General features: G+C 58.8%; 19 protein-coding genes and 1 pseudogene. 12 read left to right on the plus strand and 8 right to left on the minus strand.

Annotation, left to right across the window (positions count from 1 at the left end):
* Positions 1-3: 3 nt before the first annotated feature.
* On the minus strand, positions 4-384 hold the full coding sequence (locus FHR98_RS07690; protein WP_183416070.1) for a hypothetical protein: 381 nt from the start codon (positions 382-384) through the stop codon (positions 4-6).
* 15 nt (positions 385-399) lie between these two features.
* Positions 400-1,254, minus strand: coding sequence for a bifunctional DNA-formamidopyrimidine glycosylase/DNA-(apurinic or apyrimidinic site) lyase (gene mutM / locus FHR98_RS07695; RefSeq protein ID WP_183416072.1), 855 nt, complete (start codon positions 1,252-1,254; stop codon positions 400-402).
* Between the two features lie 83 nt (positions 1,255-1,337).
* Here mutM and FHR98_RS07700 point away from each other — a divergent pair, with 83 nt between their 5' ends.
* The 7 genes from FHR98_RS07700 to FHR98_RS07730 all read left to right on the plus strand — a co-directional run bounded on the left by FHR98_RS07700 (position 1,338) and on the right by FHR98_RS07730 (position 7,531).
* Complete coding sequence (locus tag FHR98_RS07700; RefSeq protein WP_183416074.1) at positions 1,338-2,105, plus strand: class I SAM-dependent methyltransferase; 768 nt, start codon at positions 1,338-1,340, stop codon at positions 2,103-2,105.
* Positions 2,106-2,121: 16 nt separating this feature from the next.
* On the plus strand, positions 2,122-3,645 hold the full coding sequence (gene ubiB, locus FHR98_RS07705; protein ID WP_183416076.1) for a 2-polyprenylphenol 6-hydroxylase: 1,524 nt from the start codon (positions 2,122-2,124) through the stop codon (positions 3,643-3,645).
* A 139-nt stretch (positions 3,646-3,784) separates the two neighbouring features.
* Complete coding sequence (gene coaBC / locus FHR98_RS07710) at positions 3,785-4,999, plus strand: bifunctional phosphopantothenoylcysteine decarboxylase/phosphopantothenate--cysteine ligase CoaBC (RefSeq protein ID WP_183416078.1); 1,215 nt, start codon at positions 3,785-3,787, stop codon at positions 4,997-4,999.
* Positions 4,996-5,454, plus strand: coding sequence for a dUTP diphosphatase (gene dut / locus FHR98_RS07715; protein ID WP_183416080.1), 459 nt, complete (start codon positions 4,996-4,998; stop codon positions 5,452-5,454). The genes coaBC and dut overlap by 4 nt, the downstream gene beginning before the upstream one ends.
* Positions 5,455-5,473: 19 nt before the next feature.
* A complete protein-coding gene (locus FHR98_RS07720) occupies positions 5,474-5,929 on the plus strand; it encodes an RrF2 family transcriptional regulator (RefSeq protein WP_183416082.1) in 456 nt (151 codons plus the stop codon).
* Positions 5,930-5,958: 29 nt separating this feature from the next.
* Positions 5,959-6,933, plus strand: coding sequence for a cysteine synthase A (gene cysK / locus FHR98_RS07725; RefSeq protein ID WP_183416084.1), 975 nt, complete (start codon positions 5,959-5,961; stop codon positions 6,931-6,933).
* A 4-nt stretch (positions 6,934-6,937) separates the two neighbouring features.
* Entirely contained in the window at positions 6,938-7,531 is a 594-nt protein-coding gene (locus tag FHR98_RS07730) for a uracil-DNA glycosylase family protein (RefSeq protein ID WP_183416085.1), read from the plus strand.
* A gap of 149 nt (positions 7,532-7,680) precedes the next feature.
* Here FHR98_RS07730 and FHR98_RS07735 read toward each other — a convergent pair whose 3' ends face one another.
* Entirely contained in the window at positions 7,681-8,490 is an 810-nt protein-coding gene (locus tag FHR98_RS07735) for a class I SAM-dependent methyltransferase (RefSeq protein WP_183416086.1), read from the minus strand.
* 124 nt (positions 8,491-8,614) lie between these two features.
* Here FHR98_RS07735 and FHR98_RS07740 point away from each other — a divergent pair, with 124 nt between their 5' ends.
* Positions 8,615-9,649: a GlxA family transcriptional regulator gene (locus tag FHR98_RS07740; protein WP_183416087.1), complete on the plus strand. Its 1,035-nt coding sequence runs from the start codon at positions 8,615-8,617 to the stop codon at positions 9,647-9,649.
* A gap of 172 nt (positions 9,650-9,821) precedes the next feature.
* Here the strand turns inward: FHR98_RS07740 and FHR98_RS07745 are convergent, their stop codons facing one another.
* A complete protein-coding gene (locus FHR98_RS07745; RefSeq protein WP_183416088.1) occupies positions 9,822-10,235 on the minus strand; it encodes a metallopeptidase family protein in 414 nt (137 codons plus the stop codon).
* An 86-nt stretch (positions 10,236-10,321) separates the two neighbouring features.
* On the opposite strand from FHR98_RS07745, the pseudogene FHR98_RS07750 reads away from it, so the two are divergent.
* Positions 10,322-10,618, plus strand: a pseudogene (locus FHR98_RS07750) (4a-hydroxytetrahydrobiopterin dehydratase); the annotation flags it as partial.
* Between the two features lie 31 nt (positions 10,619-10,649).
* Here the strand turns inward: FHR98_RS07750 and FHR98_RS07755 are convergent.
* Positions 10,650-11,408: an SDR family NAD(P)-dependent oxidoreductase gene (locus FHR98_RS07755; RefSeq protein WP_183416090.1), complete on the minus strand. Its 759-nt coding sequence runs from the start codon at positions 11,406-11,408 to the stop codon at positions 10,650-10,652.
* Positions 11,409-11,524: 116 nt separating this feature from the next.
* Here FHR98_RS07755 and FHR98_RS07760 point away from each other — a divergent pair, with 116 nt between their 5' ends.
* Positions 11,525-11,902: a YkvA family protein gene (locus FHR98_RS07760; protein ID WP_183416091.1), complete on the plus strand. Its 378-nt coding sequence runs from the start codon at positions 11,525-11,527 to the stop codon at positions 11,900-11,902.
* 60 nt (positions 11,903-11,962) lie between these two features.
* Positions 11,963-12,418 (plus strand): DUF3429 domain-containing protein, encoded by a 456-nt coding sequence (locus FHR98_RS07765; protein ID WP_183416092.1) that lies wholly within the window; start codon positions 11,963-11,965, stop codon positions 12,416-12,418.
* Here FHR98_RS07765 and FHR98_RS07770 read toward each other — a convergent pair.
* Together FHR98_RS07770 and FHR98_RS07775 are read right to left on the minus strand one after the other, a co-directional pair.
* Entirely contained in the window at positions 12,402-13,337 is a 936-nt protein-coding gene (locus FHR98_RS07770) for a DMT family transporter (RefSeq protein ID WP_183416093.1), read from the minus strand. The two genes, FHR98_RS07765 and FHR98_RS07770, sit on opposite strands and share 17 nt — an antisense overlap.
* Before the next feature lie 36 nt (positions 13,338-13,373).
* The gene (locus FHR98_RS07775) at positions 13,374-14,315 is read right to left on the minus strand and encodes a DMT family transporter (RefSeq protein WP_183416094.1); all 942 of its coding nucleotides are present in this window, start codon (positions 14,313-14,315) and stop codon (positions 13,374-13,376) included.
* A gap of 172 nt (positions 14,316-14,487) precedes the next feature.
* Between FHR98_RS07775 and FHR98_RS07780 the strand changes: the two genes are divergently transcribed.
* Positions 14,488-16,440: an acetoacetate--CoA ligase gene (locus FHR98_RS07780; RefSeq protein WP_183416095.1), complete on the plus strand. Its 1,953-nt coding sequence runs from the start codon at positions 14,488-14,490 to the stop codon at positions 16,438-16,440.
* 9 nt (positions 16,441-16,449) lie between these two features.
* Here the strand turns inward: FHR98_RS07780 and FHR98_RS07785 are convergent, their stop codons facing one another.
* Positions 16,450-17,361: a transglutaminase family protein gene (locus FHR98_RS07785; protein WP_183416096.1), complete on the minus strand. Its 912-nt coding sequence runs from the start codon at positions 17,359-17,361 to the stop codon at positions 16,450-16,452.
* Positions 17,362-17,444: the final 83 nt, after the last annotated feature.

Raw genomic sequence — 17,444 nt, forward strand, 5'->3', positions numbered from 1 at the left:
GCATTATCCTGGCTGCAGTGTAAATCCGACGACCAGATGGCCGCCCGACCGTTCGAAACTGATGCTCAACACCTCACCTTCCCGGTGGAAGGTATCTCGTCCTGCCGATCGCCACCCCAGCTGCGAAAGCGTTCTCTCGTAAAATCGCCGAACCTCCGCTTCCTCCAAATCGCCGATTGCGTGCGCTTCGACAATGCGTCCTGACGGTTTGTCAAAGGCCATCCCTTGGCCCTGGATCTCCTCGAGGCCGCGCATCAGTGGAAGATCCTGGATATCGGACAGGAAGGCCTGTCCATCTTGAGCCAGACTCCCACCCGCCAGTAAGGCCGACAGGCAAACGGCGGCCAGGAAAATAGAGCGCAGGGTGCGGGACAAGCGGTTCATAACCTTCTTCCTACCCTAGCGTTGGCGGGTGGGACAATAGAAAGTCGAACGGCCCGATTGTACGATTCGCCTAATACCGATCCCCGAGGCGTCACCCGACTCCCCACAATCACAATCCGGACAGCGTTCGCCTTCTCGACCATAGACCGCCCAGGCGTGCTGAAAGTATCCCAATTCTCCATCCGCCTGAACATAGTCGCGTATTGACGATCCGCCGGCTGCGATCGCACGGGTCAGCACATCCCGGATCGCTAGTGCCAGACGTTCGGCCCGCGCGCCCTGAACCGTATGGGCTGAGCGGCGTGGTGACAGGCCCGCATGGAAAAGCGCTTCCGAAACGTAGATGTTACCCAGCCCAGCGACCACACGCTGATCTAGCAGCGCCGCCTTTATCGGTGAGCGCCTGCCCTTCAATCCAGCCGCTAACACTGGACCGCTGAAAGCGTTGCCGAGAGGTTCCGGACCCAATGCCGCCAACAGCGGATGGCTGGTCAAGGCCGCCTCGTCCGGCAGAATATCCATGATCCCGAAACGTCGTGCGTCATTGAAACGCACCTGCAGGCCTGCCTCTGTCTCGAAGACCACATGATCGTGCTTGCCCAACGGTAAATCGGGATCATCGACCATAAGCATTCGCCCCGACATGCCCAGATGGCAGAGCAGATAGGCGCCGTCATCGAGCCTGAACAGAAGATACTTGGCGCGCCGCTCAATGGCCACCACGCGCCGGCCCTCTAGCCGCGCAACGAAATCGCTTGGCAGCGGGAACCGCAAATCAGGTCGGCGCTGCAGAACACGACGCAGGCGCTGACCTTCCATCAAGGGCGCCAGACCGCGGCGTACGGTTTCGACCTCAGGGAGTTCCGGCATGACTAAAACACTACGACTCGTCTTCTAACCTCAGATGCGTTGGAGAGTAGCCTAAGCGCAGTCGGCGCGCTATCTTGCGCGCCATGAAAGAACAAGCTCCTTCCGGCGATACGGCATCCTTCGGGTTTCGCGAAGTCGCCCGTGCAGAGAAAGCGCCCTTGGTCCAGGGCGTATTCCGTTCGGTTGCGGGTCGCTATGACTTGATGAACGACTTGATGTCGGGCGGCATTCACAGATTGTGGAAGCGTGAGATGGTTGCCTGGCTGGACCCGAAACCAGGCATGGCGCACCTCGACGTTGCCGGTGGCACGGGAGACATCGCATTTCGCATCCTCAAGCAGGTCGGGCAGGACAAGGCCGGTCCCATGACGATTTGCGACCTGACCCCGGAGATGCTGGAGGTGGGCCGCAACCGAGCCATCGATCATGGCATTACAGGGGGCATCCGTTGGGTATGCGGCGATGCCCAAAGACTGCCGTTTCCAGACCGCAGCATGGCCGCCTATACCATTGCCTTTGGTCTGCGCAACGTGACCGACATTGATCTTGCTCTGGCGGAAGCGCGGCGGGTACTCAAGCCCGGCGGCCGTTTCCTGTGCCTTGAGTTCAGTCACGTGGTCGTCCCGTTGCTTAGCCAGATATACGACCGCTTTTCCTTCTCGGTGCTGCCCTGGCTGGGCGAGAAAGTCGCCGATGACCGTGACTCCTATCAGTACCTTGTGGAATCGATCCGGCGTTTTCCGGACCAAGAGTCGCTTGTCGCCCGCATGGCTGCTGCCGGGCTCGGCGAATCCCGTTATCGCAATCTGACCGGTGGGATCGCAGCTTTGCATTCCGCCTGGCGCCTCTAAGTCGGGACGGGAAGCGATGCGGCGTAGCCTACGGTCCTTTTACCGGCTTTTCACCATCGCGCGCACCCTGGCGCGCCACGATGCGCTGGCTTTCGTTGAAGACCTGGGTATCGCGCCCGGCCTCTGCCGAACACTGCGGTTCTTTTCGCCGCGCCGCAAATCGGGACGTCCCGGGCAGAAACTGGCCTCGGCACTCACCGAACTAGGCCCCAGCTTCGTGAAGCTGGGTCAGTTTCTTTCCACGCGCGCCGATCTGCTGGGTGAGGAAGTCGCGCTCGACCTTGCCGAGCTACAGGACCACCTGCCGCCCTTCCCCAGCGACCAGGCCCGCCGCGTTATAGAACGGGAACTGGGGCAACCGGTTGCAACATTGTTCTCAGCGTTTTCCGAGGAGGCGGTATCCGCCGCCTCCATCGCCCAAGTGCATTTCGCCGTAACCAGCGAGGGCGAGGAAGTGGCGGTCAAAATTCTGCGCCCCCAAATTGAACGGGCTTTTCGCCGGGATCTCGACCTCTTCTACTGGTTGGCAAACTTGTCCCTACGTGCGCAGCCGCGCCTAGCCCGCCTCAAGCCTGTGGATTTGGTAAGGCTTTTCGAGGAACAGGTGACCATGGAAATGGACCTGCGCCTGGAGGCTGCGGCAGCATCGGAGCTAGCGGAGAACTTTGAGCATGACCCGACCTATGTTGTCCCGCATGTGGATTGGGAACGGACCGCGCGCCGGGTGTTGACCACCACCCGCCTGTCCGGCATTCCGCTCGATGACCGCGAGGCCTTGCTGGCGGCAGGGCATGATCTCGAAGAAGTCCTGACCCGTGCGGCGGCAACCTTCTTCAATCAGGTTTTCCGTGATGGCTTCTTTCATGGCGACCAGCACCCGGGGAATATGTTCGTCGATTCCGACGGCAATATCGGCGCTGTCGATTTTGGCATCATGGGGCGCTTGGACCACGAAACCCGCATGGTGCTGGCGGATATGCTGTTGGCGGTACTGGCGAAGGACTACCGCCGCCTAGCTCAAGTGCAGGTCGATGCCGGTTTCCTGCCCGCCGGACGGCCGCTGGACTCCTATGTCCAGGCCTTGAGAAGCGTTTGCGAGCCGATCTTCGGCAAGCCTTTGGCCGAGATTTCCTTCGCCAACCTCCTGACCCAGTTGTTTCAACTCACGGAATCGTTCGAGCTGGAGGTACAGCCGCAACTGACCTTGCTTCAGAAGAACATGATGATGGCCGAGGGCGTCAGCCGCGTTCTCGACCCCCGACTCAACATCTGGTCCCTGGCCGAGCCGCTGATCGCCGATTGGGTGGCCCGCAACCGCGGCGCGCCGGCACGAGCCCGCGAGGGCCTACAAACACTGGAGGCGACCCTGCGACGCATCCCCCGTATTGTGGAAAATCTGGAGCGCGCGACCAAGGAGCTGGCGAACGACGGCCTCCGGCTCGCCCCTCAGGACAGCCATCGAATGCGCTGGAGCGAAAAGGTAGCGCTTGCCGCTGCTTTCACCGCCGCCATTCTCGCTCTCTTCGCGCTGTTGGATTAGACGGTAAATTACTATCCTTCACTGTAGAAAACTTGCCGATACCGCATTATTAAGCGTATTTTCCTGTAAATTCTGAATTCGGCGGTTGGAATAAAACCATCGGAGGATGATGTATACGGGGCAGACTCAAGGACTTTAGATGCTTCAGGGCAAGCGCATACTCTTGATCGTGGCAGGTGGCATCGCCGCCTATAAGAGCCTGGACCTAGTGCGCCGCCTGCGGGAGCGAGGCTGCTCCGTTCGCGCTGTTCTCACAAAAGCGGGTGCAGAGTTCGTCACTCCCTTGTCCCTATCGGCGCTGACGGAGGACAAAGTCTATGGTGACCTTTTCTCGCTGACCGACGAAAAAGAGATGGGCCATATTCAGCTCAGCCGCGACGCAGATCTTGTGGTGGTCGCTCCGGCAACAGCCGATCTTCTGGCCAAGCTAGCCTGCGGCCTAGCCGACGATCTCGCCTCCACAGCCCTTTTGGCGACCGACAAACCCGTATTGGCCGCACCCGCCATGAACGTGCGCATGTGGGACCATCCCGCCACCCAGCATAACCTGCGAACCCTGAAAGAGCGTGGTGTGATCTTTGTGGGACCCAACGAAGGCGACATGGCCTGTGGTGAGTTCGGACCGGGACGTATGGCCGAACCCCTGGAGATTGTGGCGGCCATCGACACAGCACTTGGTGGCGAAGGTCCTTTGAGTGGTCTGACGGCGATCGTGACCAGCGGCCCGACCCACGAGGCTATCGACCCGGTACGCTACATCGCCAACCGCTCCTCAGGCCGCCAAGGGCACGCCATAGCCGCGGCGCTGGCCGGTTTAGGCGCCAACACGCTGCTCGTTACCGGCCCCGTCTCCCAGCCAGACCCTGCTGGCGTTCGCGTCGCCAAGGTCGAAACGGCGGAAGAGATGCTACGGGCCTGCCAGGAAGGCCTGCCCGCCGATATTTTGGTCTGCGCGGCGGCAGTCGCGGACTGGCGCGTTGCCAAGACGGCAGGGCAGAAGATCAAGAAAGAGGACGGCGGCAAATTGCCGGTGCTGTCACTCACTACCAACCCGGATATTCTGGCCACTCTTTCCAAGCCGGGTCGCAAGCGCCCCCGCCTTGTAATTGGTTTTGCCGCCGAGACCGAAAATCTGGAGGCCAACGCCCGCAGTAAACGCGAGCGCAAGGGCTGTGACTGGATACTCGCCAACGACGTTTCGGATACCAATGGCATATTCGGCGGCGCGGAGAACGAGATCCTCGTGATTGATACGGCCGGGCAGGAGTCTTGGCCTCGGATGGACAAACAGGCCGTGGCGCAACGCCTGGCGCAGCGCGTGGCCCAGCATTTTGCCAACAGGAAGAAGAGATGACCCAGAACACCAAGATCGCCGTTGCTGTCCAGCGCCTTCCCCACGGAGAGGACCTACCACTTCCAGCCTACGCGACGAGCGACAGCGCCGGACTGGACCTGATGGCCGCAACGGATGAACCTCTGACGCTGCAGCCGGGAGAGCGGCGGTTGATCCCCACGGGCCTCGCAATGGCGCTGCCGAGCGGTTTCGAAGCACAAGTACGTCCGCGATCGGGACTTGCGCTCAAGCAGGGCATCACCGTGCTCAACAGTCCCGGCACCATCGATGCGGATTATCGCGGCGAAGTCGGAGTCATTTTGATCAACCTGGGACAGGAAGCCTTCACTGTGGAGCGCGGACAACGCATAGCGCAAATGGTCGTTGCCCCCGTTACCCAGCTTGCCTGGCAAGAAGTAAGGAATCTCGAAGACAGCGCCCGCGGCAGCGGGGGTTTTGGCTCAACGGGGCACTGAAGGGCAAAGGTAGGAAAGAATGCTGAGACTCTCCAAGAAGTTGCTCTTTGCAATAGAGGCGGTCGTCGACATCGCCTACAACGCCGGAACGGAGCCGGTGCGCTCCAACGAGATTTCCGAGCGACAGGGTATCCCGAGGCGTTATCTCGAACAGGTGCTGCAACATCTCGTGCAGAATGGTGTCCTGACGGGTCAGCGTGGCCCGCGCGGCGGCTATCGCCTGGCTCGCGAAAGGCGGCGCATCACGATTGGTGAAATCATCCGCACCGTTCGGGAATTGGAAGGCACGGGCGACCCGGCCAGCGAAACCGAGGGATCAGATATTGGCGTCAAGGTCGTTCGCCCGATCTGGACGGAAATGCAGCAGGAAATGATGTCTCGGTTTGATTTGATGACCGTTGAAGATCTTTGCCGAAAAGCCCGAGAGTTACGCATCGAGCGGGATGCGCCGGACATTCCGGATTTCTGCATCTGAATCACACCAACGACGGAGGACGCATCACGATGCCATCCAAAGGCACCGCCGTGCCCTGTTTCAGAGGGCGCATCTACAACAGCATTCTGGAGACAATAGGCGCAACGCCTCTGATACGCCTCCCGCGCCTCGCCAGTACGTATTCTACCAAGGGCGAGATTCTGGCCAAGTGTGAATTCTTCAATCCACTTAGCTCCGTCAAGGATCGCATTGGCATGGCTATGATAGAGGCCATGGAGAAAAACGGGCAGATCACGCCCGGGAAGACCACGATCGTCGAGCCGACCTCCGGCAATACAGGTATTGCGCTGGCCTTTGCCTGCGCCGCCAAGGGGTATCGTCTAATTCTGACCATGCCGGAGACCATGTCTGTCGAGCGTCGCAAGATGCTCCGGTTACTGGGCGCCGAGCTGGAGTTGACCGAGGGCGCCAAAGGTATGCGAGGTGCTATTGCCCGCGCGCAGGAACTGCTCGACGAATTGCCCGACGCGGCGATGCCGCAGCAATTCTCGAACCCTGCCAACCCGGAAATCCATCGAACCACCACCGCCGAGGAAATCTGGGCCGACACCCAGGGCGACCTCGACGTCTTTATGGGCGGTGTCGGCACCGGCGGCACAATAACCGGCTGCGGACAAGTGCTCAAAGCCCGGAACCCGAAGCTGCGTGTCGTTGCGATCGAACCCGAAGACAGTGCCATCCTTTCCGGCGGCGAACCGGGCCCCCACAAGATTCAGGGGATCGGCGCAGGCTTCGTGCCGGATAACCTGGATACCAGCGTCATCGACGAGGTGATCTGCATATCCAATGATCGTGCCTTTGCAATGGCGCGCCAAGCCGCCGTGCTGGAAGGGCTGCCGGTCGGCATTTCCTCCGGCGCCGCGCTGGCCGCGGCGATCGAGGTTGCCCAACGGCGCGAAATGGCTGGCAAGCGCATCGTCGTCGTTCTGCCTTCGGGGGCCGAACGTTATCTGACCACTGACCTCTTTGAGGGCTTGGTATAGCACCTTGCCGGACGCATTCGACACTCTGCTGAAGTCGGTTCGAGACTGTCGCATTTGCGCGGCGCACCTACCCTTGGGGCCGCGTCCCGTCGTTCAGGCCAGCCAGACCGCCCGCCTGCTCATTATCGGACAAGCGCCTGGAACCCGCGTTCATGAAACCGGCATCCCTTGGAACGACGCCTCTGGCGAACGCCTTCGCGACTGGCTGCGTCTTGACAGAGACCTCTTCTATGACCCGTGCCAGATCGCTATCGTTCCCATGGGATTTTGCTATCCGGGCCGCGATCCGAAGGGCGGCGACAATCCGCCACGCCCGGAGTGTGCGCCCACTTGGCACGCGCCTCTCCTGCGGCATCTGCCACAGGTGGAAGTCACGTTGCTGATCGGTATGCACGCCCAGGCTCGCTATCTGGCAAAAACCCGCAAGAAGACCATGACCGAAACGGTCGCTGCTTTTCGCGAGTACGGCCCTGAATTTATTCCGCTGCCCCATCCGTCATGGCGTAACACCGCCTGGATCAAGAGGAATCCCTGGTTCGAGCGCGATACCTTGGTTTATTTGCGCGCACGCATGCAAAAGCTTTTCCCAAGCAACTAGTGGTTTGAACCAGACAAAAGAGTCTGTTTCGGTGGCCCCATAGGCTGTGTGACGTACGAGTCTCCAGGCATGCGCACAGGTATCGGATGCTGTGCCACGTCCGCCGCCGCCACAACTCAAATGGGAGATCGGCAACTGGATTATCCGGTTCACCGTCCGCAAACTGCGGACACGGCAAGCGCAGGCATTGGTACTTTGTACTCTCCCTCCACAAGGAAGCTTTCGAGTTCGGTTTCCCACGAAGAGTAGATTTCATTCAAGACGGCATCCGTCTGTTGGTCGAGGATGACAGCCGCTCTTGCGGCGAACTTTCTGAAGTGATCGGCGAATCTCCCGGCCGGAGACCTGAAGACAAGAGGAAGCCGACGCACGTCTACCTCTTCGAAACCTGCCTGCTCCAGGGCCTCTCGCATGGCTTCCTCTGACGAAAGGGTAAAAGGAGGCGGCGACGGCGGCACTGCCGACATATCTGCTAGGCGCTGCACCGTGCCAAAGACGATCCGGAAAAAAGGAGACTCTGGCGGGCCGATCCAATGGCTGAGTGCCACCCGCCCTCCGGGTTTCAATACCCGCACCATCTCGCTGAACAAAGCCTCGGGGCTGCCTACATGCATGAGCCCAAACGAACAGATAACGGCATCGTATCTGTCATCTTCACGTGGAATGGACTCGGCGTCGCCCACGTCAAAGGCCGCCTTTGGGAAATCTCTTCGGGCCGCATCCACCATCGCCGCGGATGCATCAATGCCTTCTGCAAAGGCACCTAAGGCAACCGCTGCGCCGGCGGCCCTTCCGGTTCCGCAACAAAGATCAAGAACTTGCTTCTTGGGGGTTGTTTCGGCCATCGCTAGGAGTGTTGGAATCGCTTGGGTTGTGACCTGCCCCGTGTAATCGTTGTAGGTCTGCGCACGCGCATTCCAACCCACCATTTCAGCCTCTTTGAATGCTTCATAGGTCATGATTTTCCTCTCCAAGTTCTTTACACTGATCCAGTGTGCTGACCGAAAGCGGTTTCTGTTAGGGCCGGATTGGCCAATAGCGGGCCATTTCGGCCATTGATGCGCGAGGGAAACCACGGAGATTATGAGTAGGGATTTCACAAGCGACCCACTTCGAATCGACGTCCTTGCTGCGGAAAGTTGTAGAGGCGCAATTCTCTACGGCCTGTATGACCTTCTGGCGTCGGTCGGCACCGCCTGGTCCTACCTGACAGAAGGAACTTTTCAGCCGCCCATGACACGCGTCAGGATCGTTGCGCGCGACAAGGAGCCATTTCGCTGCATAGGCCGGGTACCGGTCATGCCGGATGCGACTCTTGAGGAAGCCGATGATGCAGAGATCATCTGTCTGCCCAATTTCAGGATTGGGGAGGTAGAAAGGCCAAAGGACGTGCTGGGACCGGAAATCGATTGGATTCTGCGCCGCCACGCATCCGGAGCCCGCCTCGCATGCGCCTGCTCTGGTGCCGCGCTCCTGGCCGATGCCGGCCTGTTGGACGGCGAAGAAGCCACGGCCCACTGGTCAATGAGAGAGATTTTTCGAAAGCGTTGGCCAAGCGTAGCGTTTTGCCCGGACCGTACGCTAACCTTCGCAGGGCCAGGAGACTCAATTGTGATGTCCGGTGGGATGGCCTCCTGGGCGGATCTTGCACTCTATGTGATTGCGCGATTTCTTGGTCCCGAACATGCCGCCAAGTCCGCGCGGTTCTACTGCGTCGACCCCCGCCCCGATGGGCAGCGTCACTTTGCGGCACCCATGCGGCGGCTACAGACCGAGGACGCCGTCATCCGGGAATGCCAGGAATGGCTTGCCGACGGATACGGTGAACATGACGCCGTTGGCCGCATGATTGCCCAATCCGGCCTGCCAAGACGTACATTCGACCGCCGCTTCCGCGCAGCTACCGGCTACAGTCCAACGGATTACGTGCAGTCCTTGAGAATCGAAGAAGCAAAACAGTTCCTCGAAATGGAAGGGCACAATGTAGAATCAATTGCTGAAGCCGTGGGTTACTCGGACACGAGAGCTTTCCGCCGCCTGTTCAAGAAGATGACCGGGCTAAGCCCTGCGGAGTATCGGCGGCGCTTTTCGAGCAGCGGCTTCCTTTCGCCACGATGAAGTGTCACTCATTCTTTGACGCTTTGCTCTCGTTAAGGCGGTCGCCGCAGTCCTAAGTCTTGTCAATGACAGAGCGGGGCGTTTGAGAAGGGCTGCTTAGCCAACGATGCGGCCCTGCGCATACCGTCAGCAACAAGCGCGCGTGAGAGTTTCAAGTGTCTGATTCAGACCGCTAGGACACCTGACCTTCGATCCGGTCCATATCGTCGTCTGAGAATCCGAAGTGGTGGCCAATCTCGTGGATCAGCACATGCCGCACGACGTGCATCAGGCTTTCCTCGGTTTCGCACCAATAGTCCAGGATCGGCCGTCTATAGAGAAAAATCGTGTCAACGTCTTCAGGCTGATCGCCGACCGACCGCCGCGTCAAATCCACACCCTGATACAACCCCAATAAATCGAAGGGGCTCTCACAGTCCATGGCCTCCATAGTTTCGTCGTCGGGAAAATCCTGCACCTGCACGACAACACCCTCGCAGTGACGCCGAAGGGAATCCGGTACGCCCGCGTAGCATTCCCGCGCCATCGCCTCTATGTCCGCCAGACTGGGTGGCGTCGTAAAGGGTCTGCTTGCTATGTAGGCCATAACCATTTCCTTTTTGTGACGTCCACCTTGACGATCACGCCGCCAACCGCCGACCCTATTGCCTCAAATCACCGGGCAGGGAGAGATCGATGGTCAAAAAACTTACCGGACCGGAACGCCAGAGCGCTCTCGATCAACTAACAGGCTGGCAGAATGTCGAGGATCGCGACGCCATCAGCAAGAGCTTCAAGTTTCGCTCTTTCATCGAAGCATTTGGCTTCATGTCGCGGGTCGCACTGCACGCCGAAAAACTCAACCACCATCCTGAGTGGAGTAATGTCTACAACCGCGTCGACATTCTACTGACAACGCATGACGTAGATGGGCTTAGTGAATTGGATATGCAACTCGCATCAAAAATCGACCGGGAAGCAAGCCGCTAACATGCAGCGACTGCCTCCGGCGATTGTGGTTTTACTGCATGCGCATTGCGCCATCCAGGCGGATGATATCGGCGTTCAGCATGGCGTTCTCACAGATGTGCAGCACCAACCGGGCGAACTCCGACGGGTGTCCAAAACGTGATGGGAAAGGCACCTGTCCGGCAAGATTGTCTTGGACTTCCTGCGGCATGTTCAAAAGGAGCGGCGTTCCGATCAGACCAGGCGCTATGGTCAACACACGCACACCTGAACGGGCGAACTCACGCGCGGCGGGCAACATCATGCCGTTGATCCCCGCCTTGGATGCCGCATAGGCGACTTGCCCGAGCTGACCTTCGACGCCGGCGATCGAAGACGTCGAGATGATGACGCCGCGTTCCCCATCATCGTTCAGAGGTTCGGCGCCCAGCATATCGGCCGCGCAAAGCCGAAGCATGTTGAAGCTACCGATAAGATTAACGGCGATGACCTTTTCAAAGGCATCCAAAGGCATTGCACCGTCTCGGCCGACAATCCGCTTTGCGGGCGCAATTCCGGCGCAATTGACCAAAATTCGACAGGGCCCGTGAGTGTCGCGAGCCTTGGCAACGGCCTCTTCACCGGCGGCGGCGCTGGCAACATCGCAAGCAAGACCGATACCACCTATTTCCGCCGCAACCGCCTTTGCCGCTTCCTCATTAACATCCAGGACCGCAACTTTTGCGCCCGATTTGGCCAAATGCCGGGCCGTTTCCGCGCCTAAACCCGAACCCGCACCGGTAACAACCGCGCCTAAACCCTTCACATCCATCGTCACACTCTCCTGTCTAGAACCGCGTTCGGCGGCTTTCAGTCACACTTGGCGGTCTTACTAGCAGAGCGCGCCGCATATTGCGACCGCGAAGCTGCGCGACCATATTTGACACCATGAACGGTCATCAAGATCCACTCGACGACAAACGCTTCCAACGCGACAGCGCGCGCGTTGAAACAGGGTTTTGGCCCAAAGTGCGTCGTGTATTCGGCCGCGTGCCCTTCCTGGAAGACGCAATTGCAGCTTACTTCTGCGCCCGCGATCCGGCGACGCCATTTCAAGTAAAGGCGATCGCGATGGCGGCGCTTGCCTATTTCGTGCTGCCTACTGATGTGGTTCCAGACTTTGTCGCCGGGCTGGGGTACACAGACGATGCGGCGGTATTTTTGGCGGCTTGGCGCAGCGTGGCCAATCACGTCAAACCTGACCATCGTCGGCAGGCCCAGGAGACTCTCGTAAGATTGCAGTCGGGGAAAACCCCCGAAGACTGATAGTCTGCAGGGTAATAACGGTTTATGTCGGTGAACCTGCGCCGATTGTGGAGAGATTGCATGGCCTTGACTGAGGTTCCACGCCCCGCACTAACCTTGGGTGTCGTTGGTCTGTTTCCCTTTTTGATCGGCGCAACCGGTAGCTGGCTTTTGCCCGACCCCTATAATTTCCTGGCCGCACAAGCAGGGTTGGTTTACGCGCCGGTGATCGTGACATTTCTCGGCGCGGTGCATTGGGGGTACGCAATGGCTGACGGCAAAAGCGCCATGTCTTTTGCCCGCCTTGGGTTTTCCATACTGCCGGCATTGGTGTCCTGGGTTGCGCTGCTGTCACATCCGACGCCGGCGCTAATCCTGATGGCCGCTTGTTTCTCCGCGCTCTATCTCGCCGATGTACGCGCTATTCAAACCGGTCGGTTTCCCGCTTGGTATAGAGACTTACGGCGACCACTGACCATCGTGGTGTTGCTCTGCCTTTTGAGCCTGCTGATTTTCTCACTCAGGATGAACGCTTGACGGCTGCGGCTCGCGACTCGCTTCGCGCGATGTGATATGTGCTGCCGACGATCACCGCCGCCCCCAAACCGGTCCAAATCGTCGGTATCTCACCGAAAATGTAGAAACCCAGGGCGGAAGCGATGATGATTTTCGAGTAATCAAAGGGTGAAACGAAGGTCGCCTCCCCAACCTTGTAGGCCCGGAGCAGAAAGGACTGGGCGCCAGCACCGATCACGCCGATCGCCGCGAGGACCAGCCACTGCAGGACGGTGGGATCACGCCAGGCAATCAAAGCTGGAATACTCGTGGTCACCAGCGACGCAATGCAAAAATAGGTTAAAAGAACCGTCGTACTTTCCTCGCGCGGCATCATCTTGACCAGCACCACCGAGAGGCCAATCCCAAAAGCCATAAGCAAGGCGACCAGCATGACTGGATCAAAGCTGTGATGCCCAGGCCGCACCATCAGCAGGACGCCGCAAAATCCTATAGCCGTGGCAAGCCAGCGCTGCCACGCGACCGGCTCCTTCAACAGAATCACGGCCAGCAGGATGGTAAAGAGTGGTTGGGTGAAGCCAAGCGCGGCGACATCGGCCAACGGCAAATGAGCCACCGCATAGAAACCGCACATCATGGCCACGCTTCCGATTACGCCGCGCAGCAAATGAATTCCGGGATGCCGGGTGCGAAAGGCTTTTGGGCCAGCCTTCCAGATGAAAGGCAGCAGAATGAAAAGCGCAAAGAATGCGCGCGCCATGGCAATCTGAAAGGGATCCAGGCCATCATAGGCCAGATACTTGATAAGAGCGCCGTTGATGGCAAATCCAAGCGCGCCTAGAACCATCCAACAGGCGCCTCTCGCATTGGGTGTCAGCCGCGCGAAGCGCAATACAATGCTACTGGAAGTTGGCTTCTCGGTTATTGTGGTTTGTGTCATGCCCCTCGCCACGGTCCGTTCCACAGACCATCTGATTTACCGTCCACGCGGCGAAACCGTAGCAGCCCCCTTTGCACGCCCCTCCGCGCTGGCCCTGGCTTCCCGTCGCGCAATGTACAAGCTGGAAGCAGCAATTACCGCTGCGCCCACCCACGTCCACACGTCACTCGTTTGTCCAAAGAAAAAATACGCCAATACGGCGATAAAAGGGAGTCTTGAATAATCGAAAGGTAGAATTGCCGATGCATCGGCGGAGGCATAGGCACGAGTGATGAAAATATGAGCGACGACAGCGAAGAACCCCAGAGCCACCATCAACATCCAAACTTCAAACGATGGCCAACGCCAGACAAAGAGTGCCGGCAACAGGGACAAGGGAGTCAGCAATAAGTTCATATATAATACAACCGCCGCAGGTGTTTCCGTATCCGAGAGGCGCTTCACGCATATTACTGAAACAGCCATGAACGCGGCGGCAATCACCGGCAGTGACATCAGGGGAGTCAGTTCCATGAAGCCCGGGCGCAGGATTATCAACACGCCGATAAACCCAACAAGCGTTGCGCTCCACCGGCGCAACCGGACACGCTCGCGCAGGATTACCGCCGCACCGATCGTCGCAAAGAGCGGCACCGTGAAATTCAGCGCGACCGCCTCGGCCAGAGGCAACATGGCAACCGAGGTGAACCAGAAGAGCATCGCACAAAGGCCAAAGCCGGCGCGTGTTGCATGCAAGCCGAGGCGTTTTGTTTTCAGCGCCGTGGACCAATGCGATGCCAACCAAGGCAACATGAAGATCAGAGCGAAGAGGTTGCGGAAGAATGCCACCTGTATCGGGTGCAACTCTGCGGCACCAAGCCGCACGAATATGTTCATGATCGAGAACCCCAAACAGGCAACGATCATGTAAAACGCACCTTGAACCGGACCGCTACAGGTACCGAAGCGGTCTTTCACCGACCTAATCAATTTTGGCATGATGGCCGCAAGAGTAACGACGCTTGCACCCAGGCGCTATACTCGCAAACGCAAAGCACCGTTGCGTGACAGGACTAGCGCCGCCTTGGCAGGTGCGCGTACTTTGCATAGTGTTCCGCATATGCCGAATCACCGGTCGTCTTGGCCCGTCGAACCGCAGGAGTAGATACCTATGACTCAGCCGCTCTGGCAACCGACACCCGAACGCAAGGAAGGCGCAAACATCTCTGCCTTCATGGAGCAATTGAAGCGGGACTGGGGTGTCGAGTTGTCCGACTACGCTGAACTCTATGACTGGTCGGTCAAAGAAATCGAGAAGTTCTGGAGCAGTGTTTGGACCTTCGGCAAGGTGGTCGCCGAAACCCGGGGCGACAGGATACTGGTGGACGGAACCAAGATGCCGGGCGCGGCGTTCTTCCCGGATGCACGTTTGAATTTTGCGCAAAATCTTCTGCGCAGACGTGGCCCCGAGGACGCTATCGTGTTTTGGGGTGAGGACAAGGTTAAACGTCGCCTTTCCCACGACGCCTTGAATGCGCTGGTCAGCCGATTGCAACAACGCCTGCAAGATCTGGGCGTCGGAGAAGGTGATCGTGTCGCCGGCTTCATGCCCAACATGCCTGAAACCGTTGCCGCCATGCTGGCGACCGCATCGCTTGGTGCGGTTTGGTCGTCGTGCTCCCCGGATTTCGGCGTACAAGGAGTTCTCGATCGGTTCGGCCAGATCGAACCGAAGGTGCTGTTCTGCCCGGACGGTTATTATTACAACGGCAAAGCCGTCGATTCCCTGGCCCGGGTCGCTGAGTTCTCTAAGGAGATACCCAGTCTCAACGGAATCATTGTCTGTCCGTACCTGAATGACGAGCCGGACGTTTCCACAATTGCCAAGGCCATGACATTGACGCAGGCCATCTCGGGTAAAACCGCAAACCCGATCCAATACCGGCACGTAGCCTTCAATGCACCGCTCTACATCATGTTTTCCAGCGGGACGACGGGAAAACCCAAGTGCATTGTCCACGGCGTCGGCGGAACGCTGCTTCAGCACATCAAGGAGCACAAACTGCAGTGCGACGTGAAACCGGGTGACCGCGTGTTCTACTTCACGACCTGCGGGTGGATGATGTGGAACTGGTTGGTTTCCGGATTGGCAGCGGAAGCCACCCTTTTGCTCTACGATGGGTCGCCTTTCCATCCGGTCCCGGAGATTCTTTTCGACTACATGGACGCCGAGCGAGGAACGCTCTTTGGCACCTCCGCCAAATTTATCGATTCCTTGAAGAATGCCGGAGCTGACCCGAAGTCGAGCCATGATCTCTCCAGCATTCGAATCATCGCCTCAACCGGATCCCCGTTGGTCGCCGAGGGATTCGACTACGTATACGCACACATCAAGGAGGATGTCTGCCTGGCCTCCATCGCCGGTGGTACGGACATAATCAGTTGCTTTGTGGCAGGCAATCCGATCGGCGCGGTCTGGCGCGGCGAGATTCAAGCCCGCTGCCTGGGCATGGCTGTCGAGGTCTTCGACGATGAAGGTCAGCCGACGAGAGGCAAGAAGGGGGAACTGGTCTGCACCCGCCCCTTCCCTTCAATGCCGATTTACTTTTGGAACGATCCCGACGGCGCGCGCTATCACAGCGCCTATTTCGAGCGTTATGACAATATCTGGTGCCAAGGTGATTTCGCCGAAATCACCGAACACGATGGGGTTATTATCTATGGCCGTTCGGATGCGACCCTGAATCCCGGCGGCGTTCGCATCGGCACGGCGGAGATTTATCGTCAGGTGGAGAAGCTACCGGAGATCGACGAGTCCCTGGTCATTGGTCAGGACTGGCAAGGCGACGTTCGTGTCGTATTGTTCGTCCGATTGGCGGCGGGAGCCGTGTTGGACGAGGACCTGATAAAACGCATCAAGACACAGGTCCGCACCGGCGCGACACCGCGACACGTTCCGGCCAAGGTCGTCGCGGTAGCCGATATCCCACGTACGAAATCCGGAAAGATCGTCGAGCTTGCCGTGCGCGATGTCGTCCACGGCCGGGCGGTGAAGAACAAGGATGCTCTCGCCAACCCCGAAGCGCTCGACCTCTACGTGGGACTCGCCGAACTTCAGGAATAACCGGGGACGTCAGCGGTCGGATGCGCTGGCCATGGGGGCTGGAGCACCGCTTGTGGTGACAGTTACCTCGGCCTCCATTTCAATGAAATCGTCACGGTCGCCAAAATAGCTGCCGGAAAAAGGTAAAGCCTGCGCCGGGTCGCGTGCCACACCAACACGGATCAGGTTACTGCCACCGATGATTCCATTCGTCGGATCGCATTCCACCCAACCGGGGCCCGGCAGATAAACCTGCACCCAGGCATGAGTCGCACCGGCGCCGACCGTGCCGTTGTCGCCGCCTTCCAAGGCCGGATCGTAGAGGTAACCGGTTACGAAACGTGCGGCCATGCCCAACGAGCGCAACGCCTCCATCATGAAAAGCGCGTAGTCACGGCAGGTTCCAGTTTGCCTTGCCAGCGTTTCCAACGGCGCTTGCACGCCTTCGTCCTCACGCGGAATGTACTGAAACTCGTTGCGTATTTGTTTGGTAATCTGCTCCAGGAGGATCCAGATATCGGTCGGCCCGGTTTCATTGCGGAACTTTCTCGCCCAGGCATCTATTTTTTTCTCCGAATCATGGTACTGCCGCTCGATCGTGCGCGCCAGATCGGGGTACTCCTCGGACGAGTAGGAAATCGGCAGGGTCCGAGCCGCCGGGTCCAACGGAAACTCAAACTCGCTGCTGCCATAATGTTCGACCATGATCATGCTGTCGACGAACAGCTCCTCGGCCGGCTCCTCGAATGTGGCAATGGCAACGGAATTGCCAAAGACGTCATGGAACCAGCGCAGCTCCGGTTGCGGCTTTATGATCAAGCCCGATGAAATGACACGGATGTCATGACTGTCCCTGGGCCGGAACATCATACGATGCGGCCCAAAACGCACGGGCTTCTTGTAGCTGTAACGGGTGGTGTGGCGGATCGTCAGCAAGCGCATTTGCGCTACTCGCTTCGCTGCTTTTGTAGAGGGCCTCACTTCTAACCCCGACTCCCCTCCGACCGCAAGCCGTGATCGTCACG

The organism is Limibacillus halophilus, from assembly GCF_014191775.1.
GTDB classification, from domain to species: Bacteria; Pseudomonadota; Alphaproteobacteria; order Kiloniellales; family CECT-8803; genus Limibacillus; species Limibacillus halophilus.